The following is a 15707-nucleotide window of genomic DNA, read 5'->3' on the forward strand; positions in this document are numbered from 1 at the left end:
CTCCCTGGCGGCTCAATCGCCGCGTTCGCGAATGATCGCGGCGAGGTCGAGCTCGTGCACGGCACGCAGTCCCGGTAGCAGCGACACGGTCGCGACGGCCAGGACCACGAGCGCGGCAAGGCCGAGCGTGCTCGGCCGGACGACCAGGTCCAGCTGGAACTGGTCGTTGGCGTAGGTGGACAGGAAGCTGTGGCCGCCGAGTACCCCGAGCGCCAGACCCGGCGCGATGCCGAGCAGCGTCATCAGCAGGTTCTCGCCCGTGATCAGCCGTGCCAGCATTCCCGGTGGCATGCCGCCCGCCCGCAGCACGCCGACCTCGCGGCGTCGCTCCACGATATTGATCGACATCGTGGTGAAGATGATGGCGAAGGCCAGCACGCCGCCCAAGCCGAGCATCCCCCCGATGAACACGAAGAAGAATCCGGCGTACCGATCGATCAGCCGGTTCAGCGCGTCCAGATCCTCGTAGGCCGCGATGCCCGCGCGGCCGGACAACTCGCGCCGGATCTGATCGGGATCCGCGCCCGGCGCCAGCCGCAGCAGCGCCGAAGCGACCGGGACCGGCGCCCCGGCCAGCGCGTCGAGCTGTTCGATGGACAGGTAGGCGAAGGCGCCGATCGGCTCGTCGAGCACGCCGGCGATCGGTACCCGAACATCCTGCATGCCGGGCACTTTCACCGCGACGGTGTCACCCGGCCCGACGCGCAGTAGGTGCCGGACGCCCTTACCGATCAGGATGCCGTCGTCGGACCGGGCGGCCGGAGAGCCGGGCACGGGGCGAAGGCCGTGCATGGTGGTGTCGCGCGGCAACGCGATGAGCGCGGTCGAGTAGGTGGCACCGTCGGCGGCGAGGGTGACCGGCAGCCGCACCATCGGTTCGGCGGCCACCACCCCCTCGGCGCTGGTCAACTCGGCCAGCTCGCGCTGATCGACCGGGCCGGTGAAATCGACTCGCGCATCGGCGGTTTGCACCTGACGGAACGACACGTCCAATGCCGTGGCCATGGTGTCGAGCATGGTCCATGAGGTCAGGACGACGAGCAGTGACAAGGCGGTGCCCAGCACCGTGCTCCAGGTTCGCCGCGGACTGCGACCGACGTTGCGCAGCACCAGCAGCCAGCGTGCGGGCAACCCGCGCATGGCCGGAAATACGCGCTCCGGCAGGCTGATTCGGCCCGGCGCCGACGGTGCCGATCCGCGCATCGCGGTGGCGGGTGGCGTACGGAAGGCGAGCACGGCGGGTGCCAATGCGCCGAGCGCGCCCGCCGCGATGCCGAAGACCAGCCCACCGAGAACAGTGCTCGGCAGAACGTCGACGACCGCCGCCGACTCCGGCAGGCCGATCGCCCGAAGATAGAGTCGGCTCAGTGCGCCGGATCCGGCCAGCCCCAGCATGATTCCGCCGAGCGACCCGGCCGACCCCGCCACGATGCCGAACTGCAGGTAGTGCCACAGGATCGTCCGCCGGTCCACCCCGCCTGCCAGCAGCACACCGATCACCGGACGCTCGGCCTGGACCCGCCGGTTCAACAGGACATAGGCCACCAGTCCCGCGACGCTGAGGAACAGCAGCGGAAACAGATAGGCGAGTTCGCCGAAGGCGTCGATGTCCATGCGCAGCAGCCAGTTCGACGGTTGCTCGGCCCGGCTCAGCACCTCGGTCGCGCCGAGGCTGTTCGCCATGCTCCGTATCCGGTCGAGAGCGGCCGGGTCGGGTGTTCCGGCGAAGCGGATGAGGACTTGTTCGGTCCAGCCCACGACGGCCAGCGGCTCGGTCGCGAAGAGCACCCCGAAGTTGTCCGGCAACGGGAACATCTCCTGGCGGCTGCGCGCAGGCCAGAGGTACTCCGCCGACGACACCACACCCGCGACCGATACCTCGCGCCAGCCATCCGGCCCGAGCATCGACAGCGTTGCGCCGGTGGATAATCCGAAGTGCCCGGCCATGTGGTGTTCGACCACGACTTCGTTCGCCGCCGGATATCGGCCGGACAAGATGGTCGGCGCGTTGACGGCGGGCGGCCGGTCCGCAGGCAAGCCGATGATTCGGCCGCGTAACTTGTCCGCGCCGACCCGCAGCGGCAGCTCGGCCTGCCTGCGCACGACGACGTCCGCGACGCCGGGCAGCGTGCGTGCGCCCGCGGCGATGGCCGCCGAGTCGCCGCCGGTGATCCACGCGTGGGCGAATCGCTGCGCCTCGAACGTCCCGTCGTAGGAGGCCGTCAGGTTCCGGTACGCGCCATAGGATGCGGTGAACAGCGCCACCCCCAGCACGACGATGGTCACCTGCGCGGCGAACTGCGACCACTGGGTACGAATGTCGCGCAACAACTTGCGGCGCAGCGTCGGATGCCGATTCACCAGCAGACCTCGCTCGCGGCCGTCGGCGCGTCCTGACGTACGGACGCCACGATATGACCGGAGCGCATCCGCAGTACCCGGTCGGCGATGGCGGCGATGGCCTGGTTGTGCGTGACGAGCACGACGGCGTGCCGGTCGCGGTGGCACAGCCCTTGCAGGAGGGTGAGCACGCTGCGCCCGGTATCCAGATCCAGTGCGCCCGTTGGTTCGTCGCACAGCAGCAGCCGCGGCCGATTCACCAGCGCCCGTGCGATCGCCACCCGCTGCTGCTGGCCACCCGAGAGCTGGGCCGGGAAGCGGTCCGCGCACTCGGCCAGTCCGACCTGCGTGAGCACCTCGCCGACTCGGCGCCGGACCGAACCGCCGGTCAATTCGGCCAGTACGGAGATGTTTTCGTAGGCGGTGAGGGTCGGCACGAGATTGAAGAACTGGTAGACGAAGCCGAGCGATTCGCGGCGCAGCGCCGACATCCCCTTCGCGTCGAGGCGGGCCAGCGACCGCCCGTCGATGCTGATCTGTCCCGTGGTCGGCGCTTCGATGCCGCCCAGCACGTTCAGGAGGGTGGTCTTGCCCGACCCCGAAGGTCCGAGCACCACCAACAGTTCACCGGCGGCGAGGGTCAGGTCGAACTCCGCCAGTGCGTGCACGGCGGTGTCGCCGCCGCCGAAGGTCTTCGACACGCCCCGCAGCACAGCGAGTGTCGGCGCGACCGGAATCGTCGTCGCGCGGTGCTCGCGGCCGGAGTGGAACATCGCTCAGCCGGGCCGTTTGGTCGCGTACACCCGGACCTGCCCGAGTCGGCCCGCCGCCCCCTGGTGCGCCAGCGCCTCGAAGAAGGCCAGCCCGTCGTCGAAGAGCTGGTCGCCGAGCACCTCTCGACCCTGCGGCTCGAAGAGCCGATAGGACTCGGCCCACCGCCGATTGATCGCAACGAACATCTCGGTGCTGTCGTGGATTTCGATGTCGGCGAAGCCGGCGTGCGCCAGCAGCCGCCGATACCCGGACGGTGTCTGCGGGAACAGGCGGCCGTAGACGGACAAGGCGCGCAACGTCTGCGCATCCCGCGGGAACGGACCGGTCAACACCTCGTCGGTGAAGACAAGGCGGCCACCGGGTTTGAGCACTCGCGCGCATTCGGCGACGACCCGATGCCGGTCGGGCACGATCACGAGGCTGTCCACGCTCACCACCGCGTCGAATGTCGCGGCGGGATAGGGCAGTTCGCGGGCGTCGCCGTGCTCGAATCGGATCGGCGGATCGAGGGCGGCCGCGCCGCGCCGGGCGATCGCGATGGCCGGCGCGGAGTAGTCGAGGCCGGTCATCGCGCAGCCGGTGGTCGCGGCCAGATAGCGGGCGATGCCGCCGGTGCCGCAGCACAGATCGAGGCCGGCCCGTCCCGGCGTCAGCGCGGTGGCACGGGCCAACTCACGCAGCTGGGTTCCGGTGGTCCAGCTCAGCTGGCCGAGGTAACCGCCCCAGTCCTGCCAGAGGTAGGCCATCATGGCCTGACCGGCCGGGGTGAGCGTGATCTGACGATGGGTGAGGTCGTAGATTTCCCTGGTCTGCTCGATCACGGTGCGCACGGGAGGGTCTCCTACTCGTTCGTTATCCGGACGTCAGCGAGGCGCCGCCGTCGACCACGATGGTCTGGCCGCGGATCCAGGTCGCGTCGTCGGTGCAGAGGAACGCGACCACCTTGGCGAGATCCTCGGGCCGCCCGATCCGCCGCATCGGCGCGGTCTCGGCCACTTGGTGCAGCCACTCCGGCGCGCCCGCCAGTGCGCGCACCGACTCGGTCCCGATGAGCCCACCGCAGACGGTGTTGACGTTGACCCCCGGCGCGAGCTCGACGGCCAGGTACCGGCCCATCGATTCGATCGCCGCCTTACATACCCCGAGACCGCCGTAGCTGGGTAGGTAGCGACGGCCGCCCATGCTAGACAGCAGCACGATCGCGCCGCGGCCGTCCGGCATCAACTCGTAGGCCGCCCGGCAGCCGAACAACGCCGCGCTGATGTTCGTGTCGAGGGTGTAGCGCCAGTGCGGGGTCTCCAGCGCGAACAACGGTTTCATGATGGCCGACGCGGCATTGTTGACGTAGAAGTCCAACCCACCCCACTGCTCGGCCACCTCGCCGAAAAGCCGCTTCAGCTGGTCGCTTTCGCCGACGTCGACGCGCAGCGCGAGTGCCCGCCTGCCTTTGCGCTCGATCTCGGTGACCACCTCGCGTGCGGCCGAGCGCCGACGCCAGTAGGTCAGGATCACGTCCGAGCCGCGGTCGGCGAACTCCAGCGCGATGGCCCGGCCGATGCCCCGGGAACCGCCGGTGACCAGGACGGTGCGTCCGGCCAGATCCGCTGTCATGCACCTCACCTCTCTCCTTCTCGTACTGCGCCGAGCACCAACGCCGCGACCTCGGGCCCGTCCACGTTGCGGCTGAGCGTGACCGCATACCGCGCGCCGAGTGCGCACGGCCGGTCCGCGACGACGTCGACCGCGCGGGCGGCGTTGTCGACCCGGCCGAGGTTGAGCGTCGGCGGGATGACCCCGTCGCGCACGCTCAGACAGGCGAAGGTCACCTCGGCGACATCGGTGGCCGGACCCATGTGGCCGGTGGCCGCCTTGGTACCGGTGAGCCGCACGCGCCGGTGGCGTGCCAGGGTTGCCGCGATGCCGAGCAGTTCGGAGCGGTCGCCGTCGGCGGTGGCGTCGCCGTGTCCGTACACGTAGCCGACCCGGTCGGGATCGATACCCGCGTCGGTGACAGCGCGTGTGATCGCGCCGCGGACCCCGCTGCCGCCGGGATCGGGGGACAGCGGCCTGCCTTGATCGGTGGCCGCCCCGAAACCGACGATCTCGGCCAGCACGTGCGCGTCGTTGGCCTCGGCCAGGTCGAGTTCGGCGAGGACGAGCGCGGCGGCCCCCTCGGCGCAGATGTATCCGTCACGGAACCGGTCGTAGGGCCGGACCGAACGCTCACCGTTCGCGCAGGCAGAGGTCAAGCCGAATTCGCGCAGCGCCAAGCGGGCGAATTCGTCGGCGCCCGCGTCGGTTCCGCCGCAGACCGCGACGTCGACGCGCCCGTCGCGGACGGCGCGAAAGGCCCGGCCGACCGCGCACAGACCCATGGCAGAGCCGTCGACCAACGTGCTGTTCGCGCCGCAGATCTCGTGCCGGATGGTGATCTGGCACAGCGCCGCGTTGGGCAGCCCGGACAGCAGGAAGTCGGGTTTCGCCCGGCGCAGCGCCGCATGGCCGAGTTGTGCGTAATCGAGGGTGCCGTCGGTTCTGCGCGCGGTGGCCAGCACCGGGGTGAACCGCTCGAGATAGTTCTGCTCGTCCTCGTTTTCGTTGGAGCCGATGTAGATCCCCCGCCGAGGTGCCGCCGCGGCGCGGAAGACGGGGCCCGCGTCGGCGACCGCCAGGTCGGCCGCGAACACGCCGAGCCGGGACGCTCTGGTCAGCCGCTTGAGATGTTTGCGATCGGCAGGGCCGACGGGATGCGCTGCATCGTCGACAGCGCCGAAATAGCCGAGGTCCGCGGCACCGTCGCTGTCTCGCCGCCGTAATCCGGTCTCGGCGGCCAGAATTCGCTGCCACTGCGCGCGATAGTCGGCACCGAGGCAGGACAGTATCCCCGCACCCACGACGGCGACCCGGCGCTTCATGCGCCGCTCACCTTCGAGCCGTTCAACCGCAGCACTCGATAATGCCGACGGGCGCTGTCGGGATCCTCGAACTCCGCGAGCGGGTAGCTGCGGCAGCGAAAGGTCGCGGTGGCGATCTTGCGCCCGTGGGCCTGCGCGGTACCGCGGAAATCGAGTTCCCTCGCCGGGACGCCGAATCCACCGCCGTCGAGGTAGTCCACTTCGACGGTGAGCCGATCGCCCGGCACGGCGAAGTCGATGAACTTGCTGTGCTGCACCGCGCTCAGCACGACGGTCGTGCGGAAGCCGCTGCCGGTGATCACCAGCCAGCGCGCCAACTGGGTCATCGCCTCCAGTACCAGCACGCCGGGCAGGATCGGTTGCTGGGGAAAGTGATCGGCGAAGTAGTCCTCGCTCATCGCCGCGTTCTTCACACCGACCGCGCGGCGTCCGTCGTCCAATTCGGTGATCGCGTCGACCATGAGGAACCGCACGGCTACTCCTATCCCACTCCGCCGACCAGGATGGCCTGCCCATTGAGGTACGCACTGTCTCGTGCGCCGAGAAAGACCGCGACATCGGCGACATCGTCGGGCGCGATCGGCCGTGGCATCGCCGCGCGGCGGGCGAGATAGCCCGCGACGGCGCGGATATCGACCTCGAAGCCACCGAAGTACTCCCGGCTGACGCCGCTGTCGGCCAGCGTCGGGCAGATGGCGTTGACGAAGATGCCGCGCCTGCCCACCTCCTGCGCGACGCTGCGGGTGAAGCCGATCACCGCCGCCTTGGCGGTCGCGTAGGCGACTTCGTCGGCGCCACCGGTCAATCCGAGGGCCGAAGAGACATTGATGACCCGGCCGCTGCGGCGCGGCAGCATCCGGCGCACCGCCTGCCTGGTGCAGTAGAAGACGGTGTCGAGGTTGACCCGGAGCATCCGGTGCCAGTCGGTGTCGGTGTGAAAGACCAGCGGTGAGCGTAGCGCCGCGCCCGCGTTGTTGATCAGCACATCGACGCGGCCGTACGCCACGTCGGCATGCTCGAACAACCGGCCGACCTCGGCGGGCTCGGTCAGGTCGGCGGCGAACGCGGTAACCGGCACGGCGGCAACGGCTTCGACCGCCTTCACCGTCGCGCGCAGTCCGGTCTCGTCGAGGTCGGTCAGCACGAGCGTCGCGCCTTCCTCGGCGTATCGGGTGGCGATGGCCGTCCCGAAGACGCCCGCCGCCCCGGTCACCATGGCCACGGAAGCACCGAGTCGGTTCATCTGCGCACCCCTTCACATCCGGCGAGCAGCACATAGGCGACGGCATAGTCGCCGTCGTGGCTCAACGACAGTGCGGCACCGGTGATGCCCAGCCGCCACGCGCGGGTCATCAGGCGGTTGTGCAGCAGCAACCGCGGCGCGCCTGCCGCCCGGCAGACCTCGATATCGCGCAGCCGCCTGGTCGCCGGCGGCAGGCCGAGCCCGACGTGCAGCGCCTTCAGCGTGGCTTCCTTGGCACTGAACCGCGCGGCGAAATGTGGTGCCGGATCCCGGAATGCGGCGCAGTAGGCGATCTCCGCGGGCCGGAACACGCGCTCAGCGAAGGTGTTTCCCGTGGCGAGCAGCGCGCGCACCTTAGCGACCGCGGCGATATCGACACCCACCGTAATCGCTGCCGCGCCCGAGATCGCCGGGAGCAGAACGGATGCCGGGCGGGGCGAGGCGGTGGTCATGGCTGTTGCTCCATGTCGGGTGCGGCGCCGGACCTACCCGCGGCGACGGTCGACCCGTACAGGCGCTCCACGGCCTGCCGATAGGCCAGGTTGAGCCCGATGACAGCCCGCTTCTTCGCCGCGGACTGTGGGCCGGGCAGCGGATCGGCGCCGAGGTAGCGACGCAACCGTTGTCGGGTCACCGCACGGGAATAGGTGGTGGTGTAGAGGTATTCGAGCCCGTCCACGAGTTGTCCCACGGTCATCGCGACCGGCGCGACGGACGCACGCAGGTGTGAGGGCCCGCCGGGGCCCGGGTCGATCATTCGCCCTTCGCGCAGATGCTCTTGGTACAGCGGCACTCCCGGACCGCTGCCGAGCGGGTTGAAGTGGCAGATCTCTATCTCGTTCTCGACGATGAACTCCATGGTCCGTTCGAACACGTCCGGGGTGTCACCCGCGAAGCCGAACACGAACGAGCCGATCACCCCGATCCCCGCATCGTGCAGCCGCGCGATGAGCGCCCGGTAGTCGGTCGGCCTGCTCCAACTCTTGTCCGAGGAGATCAGATTCTCCGGCCGTACCGACTCCAGGCCGATGAACACGAGCATGCACCCCGCGCGCCCGGCCGCCTGCGCCAAGGACTCGCGCTGTGCGATGGTGATCGTCGCCTGACTGCCCCACAGCACCCGTAGCGGTGCGAGCTCGGTGAACAGCGTGCGGGCATAGCGCGGGTTCCCGACGATATTGATATCGGAGAACTGCACGAAATCGCCGCTGCGCGCCTCGATCTGGGCGAGTACCCGGTCGATCGGGCGGGTGCGGAACACCTCGTGATGGAACCGGGTCTCTATGCAGAAATTGCAGGAGAACGGACACCCCCTGGTGGCCTCGACCGGGAAGACGTAATCGTGTGGCGGCAGGTGCTCGGGACCGTACTGCGGCAGCGTCGCCAGATCGACCGGGCCGCCGAGGTAGCCGGGCCGCAGCCGGCCCCGGGCCGCATCCGCGAGCACCTGCGGCCACACCTGCTCGACCTCGCCGCGGATGATCGCGGCGGCACCGATCCGCTCGGCCTCGGGGGCGTAGCTGGGGAAATAGCCATCGATGACGACCGGCGTGCCCAGTTGGGCGAAACCGTGCGCCAACTCGCCGGTCCGGCGTTCCCCGAAGAACTTCGAGGTGACGGCCACCAGGTCGACATCGGCGAAGTCGGTGAAATCGGTGATGGGCGTGGCGTTCTCGTCGAGCACCGTGACCCGGTGCTCGGCCGCGGTCATGGCCGCGCGGTAGGCGAGGTTGACCGGGACCGGATTGAGCATGCGGTTGCCGTAGATCACGCTCTTGTCCCGGACGTCGGGGTTCACGAACAACACGTGCATATGCGCCGATCCCATCCTCAGACTGGTGCCATCGCGTCGTCGTCGGCGCGGCGCACCACCAGGCTGCCGTTCTGTCCGCCGAGGCCGAACGAGTTGGTCAGTGCCACTTGCACCGGCAGCCGCCGCGCCGCGCCGGGCACATAGTCGAGGTCGCACTCGGCGTCGCGGTGGCGATAGTTCACCGTGGGCGGCACGGTGGCGGTGCGCACGCTCAACACGGTGCTGATGAACTCCACGGCACCGCAGGCGGCGATGAGGTGCCCGGTCATCGATTTGTTCGCGGTGACCGTGAGTCGGGTGGCGGCGCTGCCGAAGACCTGTTTGATGGCGGTGGTCTCCACCCGGTCGTTGAGGACGGTCGCGGTGCCGTGGGCATTGACCAGCCCGACCTGTTCCGGGCGCACGTGCGCGTCGGCCAGGGCCGCGCGCATCGCCAGCGCGGCGCCAGCACCCGCGGGATGCGGTTCGGTGAAACGGTGCGCGTCGAGGGATCTGCCGAATCCGGCGACCTCGGCGTACCACGGCGCCGACCGGCGCCGGGCGTGTGCCTCGGTCTCCAGCACGACCATGCCCGCGCCCTCGCCGACCACGAAACCGGTCCGGGTGGCGTCGAAGGGTCGCCCGGTCCGGCCGGGCAGGTTGTCGGTGGACGGTGCGCCGAGCGCGACGAGCCCGGCCATGCCGAGCGGGTTGATCATGGAATCCATTGCGCCGCAGAGCACTACATCGAGGCCGTCGCGCCGCAGCAGCCGGAACGCGGTACCGATGGCGTGCGCGCCCGCCGCGCAGGCCGAGGTGATCACCGTGGTCGGCCCGGTGCAGCCGAGGTACTCGGCCAGCAGCCCGATCACCAGGTCCTGGGGATCACGGATCAGCGAGACCGGATCGATCGTCGACCGACCGGCCAGGGGAGTGGGCAGCCGGAACCGGCCGTCGTGGTCGAGATGCCCGGCGATGTCGGCCATTCGGACGAGGCCGAGCCCCGCGCCGAGCACCAGGCCGACCCGGTCGGCCGCGGTTGCCGTCAGCGGACCGCCGCCCTGGGTCAGGCCGCTGTCGGCCAGCGCCATGGCGCAGGCCGCGAGAGCGAAGCCGGCCTGCCGGTCGGCACGGAGCTCGGTGGGGAAGGGGCCGTCCCAATAGTCGTCGACCGCGAAATCGGTTACCTCGGCGGCGATTCGAGTCGGCAGCGCGGCGGCATCGAACAGCGTGATCGGTGCCTCACCCGAGGTGCCCGCGACCAGACTCTCCCAGAATCGGCGGTGGCCGAGCCCGATCGGGGTCACCGCGCCGAGCCCGGTCACCACCACCCGGTTCACCGGATCACCGGCTCGGTCGGTACCGCCCGGATCCGGTCGAGCGGCCAGCCGGAGTAGTACCGGAACCGGTTCTCCTCCGCGGCAACCTCGGCCGGGTCGTGGATGTCCTGCAACACGTAGTTCAGTCGTGCGATCCGCGCCACCAGCGCGCCCTCGTCGTACGCGGTGCAGCTCAGTTGCGCCCAGCGCTTGCTCAGGCCGAGCACGCGGGCCTCGACCCGCATCGCGCGCCCCGGCGCGAGCTCGCCGACGATCTCCGCCCGATCGATGAGGCACAGAAAGGCCGACACGGTGAAGTCGGTGCTGAAATGGACCAGCCAGCCCGCGACCTGGGCCATCGACTCGATGAGCAGCGAACCGCTGAGCAGCCTGCGGCCCGCGTAGCCGTCGCCTAGATGGTCCTCGGTGAGCGACACATGCTTGACCGCGATCATGGACTCGCCCTTGGTTGCCTCGAGCACGCGGTCGTAGAGCAGGAATCGCATCAGGCCCCCTTCGCCTCGAACGCGCCGAAGACAACACACTCGCTCTGCCCGCGGAACCCCGCGCCCAGGCACGCGACGGCGTCCCCGGCACTGATCCGTCGCGGTCCACCGCTCACCAGGTCGATGCCGGAATCCGGTTCGGGATGACGAAGATTGGCGATCGCGGGCAGATACCGGTCGACCAGACTGTGCACCGCGAAGACGCTCTGCAGCGGCAGCGCGGCGGCCAGCAGGTGGCCGGTGGCGCCCTTGGTGGACGTCACGGGGGTAGCGCCGGCGTGCCTGCCGAGTACCGCGCCGATCGCGGCCGCCTCCACCGCATCGCCGGAAAGCAGTCCTGGCGCGTCGGCGTACACACCGGCGAGCCGGTCCGGCGTCAACGCGGCATCGTCGAGCGCGGCGGCGAACGACTGCTCGACGGCCGCGCGGGGTGGGTGTGGTTCGCCGCCGGGCGGAACACCCACGGCGGCACCGTGACCGAGCACCTCGGCGAGAATGTGCGCACCCCGGTCCCTGGCGTGCGGGAGGGTCTCCAGCACCAGCACGGCGGCGCCCTCGCCGGGCACGGTACCGGTGCGGTCCCGATCGAACGGCCTGCACGACCCGGCGGCCGGATCGGTGGTGTCGGCAACGATGCCGAGGTAGAGAAAGCGTTGCAGCGCCGAAAGATTCAAACGGGGACTGACCCCGCCCGCGAGCATCACCTGTGCGTCGCCTTCTTGCAGCATCCGCAGCGCCGCGCCGATGGCCTGCCCGCCCGCCTCGCCGAACGGGCTGAACGAGGCATTCGGCCCGTGCAGCCCGTACTGCATGGCGATCTGGCAGAGCGTGGCGTTGTTGAGCATCACGATCGAGACCATGGGCGAGATGGCGCGCCATCCGGTGCGGCAGAACCGTTCGATATCGAAGCCGATCGGATCGTGCAGGGAGCGGCGGGCGGCGAGCTCCAAGTCGGCGATGTCGTAGTCGATCATGGTGACCCCGAGCGTGATTCCGGTCGCGTCGGCGTCCAGGTTGCCCCGATGGATCTTCGCCGACATCATGGCCTGCCCGGCCGCGGCGAAGGCCATGTGCGTGTGCAGCCGCATGGCGCGTGCGGCCTTGCGATCGCTGATCCAGTCGCGCGGATCGATACCGTGCACCCGGCCCGCGGCGAGCGGCCGATCGGCGCCGAGGTCGATGTCCTCGGCGAGACCGTGCAAGGCGCCGACGCCGGACGCGCCGCGCAGCAGCGCGGTCCACTGGGCACGCGGCTCGTTGCCGAGCGCCGACACCGCGCCGACACCGGTGACTACCACGCGTTCACCCATGACCGGCGCCGTCCGCCCGGCCGGGCCAGCGGCGCAGCACGATGCTCGCGTTCTGTCCGCCGAACCCGAACGAGTTGCTCATCGCGAGGCGAACGTGCTGCGCGCGACTGGTATTCGGCACATAGTCCAGATCGCAGTCCGGGTCCGGGAATTCGTAGTTGATGGTCGGCGGCACCAGGCCGGTGCGCAGCACGTGCAGGCAGGTGACGCATTCGATGGCGCCCGCCGCGGCGATCGAGTGACCGATCATCGACTTCTGCGAGCTGATCGGGATCGAGCTCGCCCGGTCGCCGAAAACCTTGTGCACGGACCGGGTTTCGGCGCGATCGTTGATCAACGTCGAGGTGCCGTGCGCACTGATGTAGTCGATGTCCTCGGCCCGGAGCCCGCCGTCGATGAGGGCGCCCGACATCGCCAGTACGGCGCCCTCACCGTGCGGCGGGCTGTCGGTGATGCGGTAGGCATCGCAGGATGCGCCGTACCCCGCCACCTCGGCCAGCGGTTCGGCGCCGCGCCGCAGCGCGTGCTCGAGCTCCTCGAGCATCACGAAGGCGGCGCCCTCGCCCATCACGAAGCCACATCGCCTGCGGTCGAACGGCCGGCTCGCCGCGGCAGGCCGGTCGTTGAACCGGGTGGCCAGCGCGGTGAGCAGATCGAACGACGAGATACCGAGGAAGGTGAGCAGCGAGTCGCAGCCACCCGCCAGTACCGCGTCGGCGTCGCCCTCTCGGATCCACAGTGTGGCCTCGCCGATTGCCTGGGTGCCCGAGGCGCAGGTCGCCGACACCGTCATGGTCGGCCCGGCCGCGCCGCAGACATTTGCCAGCGCGGCGGCCGCGGCGTTCTTGCGCATACTGTGGCGTTGTGCGGCGAGCAGTCCGATGAACCGTCGTCCGGGACCCGTTGTGCCGGAGGTGGATTCCCTGCTGCGCAGCAAGCCGTCCAGTGCGTCGATGTCATACATCTGACCGGACGTCCCGACACACACCCCGAGCCGTTCGGGGGGCGTATCGGTGAGTCCGGCACGGTGTTTCGCGGCGGTCCCCGCGGCGAGCCCGAGCTGTACCGCGCGCGGCGCCGTTCTCGCCAGCTCCGCTGCGTCCGCCAGATAGCCGGCCGACTCCGCCGCGGCGAGAAATCCGTCGGCGACCTCGGCCCCGACCTGGGAGCCGAGGCCGGAGGCGTCGAATCGGGCGATGGTGCCGATGCCGGAGCGACCGTCGACGAAGCCGCGGAAGGTCGTCTCGGCATCCCAGCCGAGCGGCGTCACCATCTCCGCCGCCGTGATGACCACCCGTCGCGTGTGCGCCTCGCCGAGCATCGGTCACTCCGCGACAGCGCTGGCCGGTGCGGGTGCGCTCGCCTGGGTGGTCGCGGCTTCGGCCTCCGCTGCTTGCGCGCGGCTCTGCTCGACCAGTCGCGCGACCTCATCGAGTTCCCGGATCTCCTCGAACCACCGCTGATTCAGCTCGTCGCCGGGTATCGCGGTGAGTTCGGTTCCGCAACTGTCGCATTCGGCGTGAAACTCGCCGTCCGCATTGCGCACGAAGCTCCGGTTGCCGCCACAGATCTGGCACTTTTCCGGGATGGTATCGAGCAGCCGCCGGCACAGCCCGCTCCAGGTCCGCACCGTCCACAGGGCGGCTACGTCCTCGACCCGCATCCCTGGCTCGACCTTGCTCAGGTCGACGCCGAGCAGCCGTTCCCGGACCAGATAGGCGCCCAGCGGCGTCAGCCTGCGCAGGGTGTCGACGGCTGCGCCCGCGCCGAACACGTCCTCGGCCTGTTCGTTGAGGTCGTCGCGGGGCACGGAGATGGGCAGGAACTGTTCGAGCCGGAACGTGATGTCGAGGAAGTCGATCGACTCCGCGCCGAGCTCCGGGATCAGCAATTTGTCCGACGTCACGTCGTCCGGTTCGACGGCGAGCGCCAGCGCGACCGCGCTGCGGACGATATCGGAGAGTTCCTCCGAACTCAGCATGGATCCCACGGCGTTCCTCCTCGGATCGATGTACCTGGTGGGTTTGTCTCTGCGATAACGGGTTCAGTCCTTGGCGGTGAGCCGGGTATAGCGGGCGAGCACGCCGTCGAGGCGGCGATAGAGCTCGTCGACCTCGTCGGTGGTGATGGTGAGCGGCGGGACGATGCCGATGGTGCCGCCGAGCCCCTCCGCGCCCTGACTGCCGATGATCAGCCCGCTCAGCGCGAGGCGGTCCTCGATCACCTGCCATTGCTGTTGCGGGATAGGCTCTTTGGTCGCCCGGTCCTTGACGAGCTCGATGCCCATCAGTAGTCCCGCGCCGCGGATGTCGCCGACGATCGCGTGCTCGCGCAGGTTCTCGAACTTGTCGAACAGGTATTTGCCGGTCTGGCGCACCTGATCGACGATGCCGTCGCGCTCCATGATGTCGAGGGTGGCCAGCGCCGACGCGCAACACAGCGGGTTGCCGTTCGTCGTGCTCCCAGTGGCGATGAAACCATCTACCGCCGAAAGGAATTCGCGGTACACGGCGTCGTGCACGACGACCGCGCCGAACGGTAGGTAGCCGCTGTTGATGCCTTTGGACAGCGCCATGAAATCCGGTCGCACACCGAAGTAGTCGGCGCCGAACCATTCGCCGAGCCTGCCGAAACCGGTGATCACCTCGTCGTAGCCGAGCAGGATGTCGTTGCTGTCGCAGATCTGGCGCAGCCGCTCGTGATACTCGCGGGTCGGCACGATGGCACCGCCGACGCCGAGCGCGGGTTCGACGAGCACGCCTGCGATGTTCGCGGCACCCAGCCGCTCGACCATCGTCTCGACGGCGTCGGCGCACGCGAGCGAGCACGTTCCGGCGCAACCGGATTCGCAGCGATAGGCGTACGGCGACGGCGCGTGGTGGAACCCCGGCGTCAGCGGCTCGAACTGTTGCCGGAACCGGCGGAACGCGGAACCGGTGGCGCTCAGCGCGCCATAGGTGACGCCGTGGTAGGCCCGATCCAATGCGATGACGCCGAGTTTGCCGGTGTCCGCGCCGAAGCGCAGTCGTTGGTACTGGCGCATCATCTTGATGATGGTCTCGTTGGCCTCGGAACCGGTGGTTGCGTAGAAGACGGTGTTCATACCCTCCGGGGTCACCCCGGCCAGTCGGCGGGCGTACTCGTCGGCGGCCTGATGGGTGGCGCGCTCGATGGGGAAGTACAGCAGCTTGCCCGCCTGCGCGCGGATGGCCTCGATGATCTCCGGATGCGCGCCGCCGAGGCTCAAATTGCACAGTCCGCCGAATGCGTTGAGGTACCTGTTGCCTGCGGTGTCCACCACCCAGACGCCCTCGGCCGAGGCGATACTGATGCCGCGCCGGTGAAAGCCGCGCATATTGGTGAATCCGTGCCAGAAAATCGAATCCGGCTCCGACGCAATCTGATTCGACATGGCACTCCTCGCGCCGCTACTTCGGAAGCTGACCGGGATGGCGGAGGTTCGGAGAGAACCGGTCCCGTCTGAAACGACGATATCCTTGGGTACGGG

At 69.4% G+C, this 15707-nt stretch carries 15 protein-coding genes; all 15 read right to left on the bottom strand.

Features of this window, described 5'->3' with window-relative positions:
- Window positions 1-12: 12 nt before the first annotated feature.
- A complete protein-coding gene (locus ACIHA7_RS09150; RefSeq protein WP_397287328.1) occupies window positions 13-2361 on the bottom strand; it encodes an ABC transporter permease in 2349 nt (782 codons plus the stop codon).
- The gene (locus ACIHA7_RS09155; RefSeq protein ID WP_397287330.1) at window positions 2358-3113 is read right to left on the bottom strand and encodes an ABC transporter ATP-binding protein; all 756 of its coding nucleotides are present in this window, start codon (window positions 3111-3113) and stop codon (window positions 2358-2360) included. Before ACIHA7_RS09155 ends, ACIHA7_RS09150 begins: the two co-directional genes overlap by 4 nt.
- A 3-nt stretch (window positions 3114-3116) precedes the next feature.
- Window positions 3117-3944, bottom strand: coding sequence for a class I SAM-dependent methyltransferase (locus ACIHA7_RS09160; RefSeq protein ID WP_397287332.1), 828 nt, complete (start codon window positions 3942-3944; stop codon window positions 3117-3119).
- 22 nt (window positions 3945-3966) lie between these two features.
- Window positions 3967-4725, bottom strand: a complete 759-nt coding sequence (locus ACIHA7_RS09165) for an SDR family oxidoreductase (protein WP_397287334.1) — start codon at window positions 4723-4725, stop codon at window positions 3967-3969.
- 5 nt (window positions 4726-4730) lie between these two features.
- The gene (locus tag ACIHA7_RS09170; protein WP_397287336.1) at window positions 4731-6029 is read right to left on the bottom strand and encodes a beta-ketoacyl-[acyl-carrier-protein] synthase family protein; all 1299 of its coding nucleotides are present in this window, start codon (window positions 6027-6029) and stop codon (window positions 4731-4733) included.
- On the bottom strand, window positions 6026-6502 hold the full coding sequence (locus ACIHA7_RS09175; protein ID WP_397287338.1) for a 3-hydroxyacyl-ACP dehydratase FabZ family protein: 477 nt from the start codon (window positions 6500-6502) through the stop codon (window positions 6026-6028). The genes ACIHA7_RS09170 and ACIHA7_RS09175 overlap by 4 nt, the downstream gene beginning before the upstream one ends.
- 8 nt (window positions 6503-6510) lie before the next feature.
- Entirely contained in the window at window positions 6511-7272 is a 762-nt protein-coding gene (locus tag ACIHA7_RS09180) for an SDR family NAD(P)-dependent oxidoreductase (RefSeq protein ID WP_397287340.1), read from the bottom strand.
- Window positions 7269-7724, bottom strand: coding sequence for a holo-ACP synthase (gene acpS, locus ACIHA7_RS09185; protein ID WP_397287342.1), 456 nt, complete (start codon window positions 7722-7724; stop codon window positions 7269-7271). The genes ACIHA7_RS09180 and acpS overlap by 4 nt, the downstream gene beginning before the upstream one ends.
- Complete coding sequence (locus tag ACIHA7_RS09190) at window positions 7721-9085, bottom strand: B12-binding domain-containing radical SAM protein (protein ID WP_397287344.1); 1365 nt, start codon at window positions 9083-9085, stop codon at window positions 7721-7723. The genes acpS and ACIHA7_RS09190 overlap by 4 nt, the downstream gene beginning before the upstream one ends.
- A 17-nt stretch (window positions 9086-9102) precedes the next feature.
- Window positions 9103-10404, bottom strand: coding sequence for a beta-ketoacyl-[acyl-carrier-protein] synthase family protein (locus ACIHA7_RS09195; protein ID WP_397287346.1), 1302 nt, complete (start codon window positions 10402-10404; stop codon window positions 9103-9105).
- Entirely contained in the window at window positions 10401-10889 is a 489-nt protein-coding gene (locus ACIHA7_RS09200) for a hypothetical protein (RefSeq protein ID WP_397287348.1), read from the bottom strand. The genes ACIHA7_RS09195 and ACIHA7_RS09200 overlap by 4 nt, the downstream gene beginning before the upstream one ends.
- Complete coding sequence (locus ACIHA7_RS09205) at window positions 10889-12199, bottom strand: beta-ketoacyl-[acyl-carrier-protein] synthase family protein (protein WP_397287350.1); 1311 nt, start codon at window positions 12197-12199, stop codon at window positions 10889-10891. Before ACIHA7_RS09205 ends, ACIHA7_RS09200 begins: the two co-directional genes overlap by 1 nt.
- Window positions 12192-13520, bottom strand: a complete 1329-nt coding sequence (locus ACIHA7_RS09210) for a beta-ketoacyl-[acyl-carrier-protein] synthase family protein (protein ID WP_397287352.1) — start codon at window positions 13518-13520, stop codon at window positions 12192-12194. The genes ACIHA7_RS09205 and ACIHA7_RS09210 overlap by 8 nt, the downstream gene beginning before the upstream one ends.
- Before the next feature lie 3 nt (window positions 13521-13523).
- Window positions 13524-14180 carry an acyl carrier protein gene (locus ACIHA7_RS09215; protein ID WP_397288698.1) on the bottom strand — a complete coding sequence of 219 codons (657 nt, stop codon included), beginning with the start codon at window positions 14178-14180 and terminating at the stop codon, window positions 13524-13526.
- A gap of 63 nt (window positions 14181-14243) precedes the next feature.
- The gene (locus ACIHA7_RS09220) at window positions 14244-15611 is read right to left on the bottom strand and encodes an aspartate aminotransferase family protein (protein WP_397287354.1); all 1368 of its coding nucleotides are present in this window, start codon (window positions 15609-15611) and stop codon (window positions 14244-14246) included.
- Window positions 15612-15707 lie beyond the last annotated feature (96 nt).

Origin of the sequence: Nocardia sp. NPDC052316 (assembly GCF_044547795.1) — a bacterium.
Lineage (GTDB): Bacteria > Actinomycetota > Actinomycetes > Mycobacteriales > Mycobacteriaceae > Nocardia.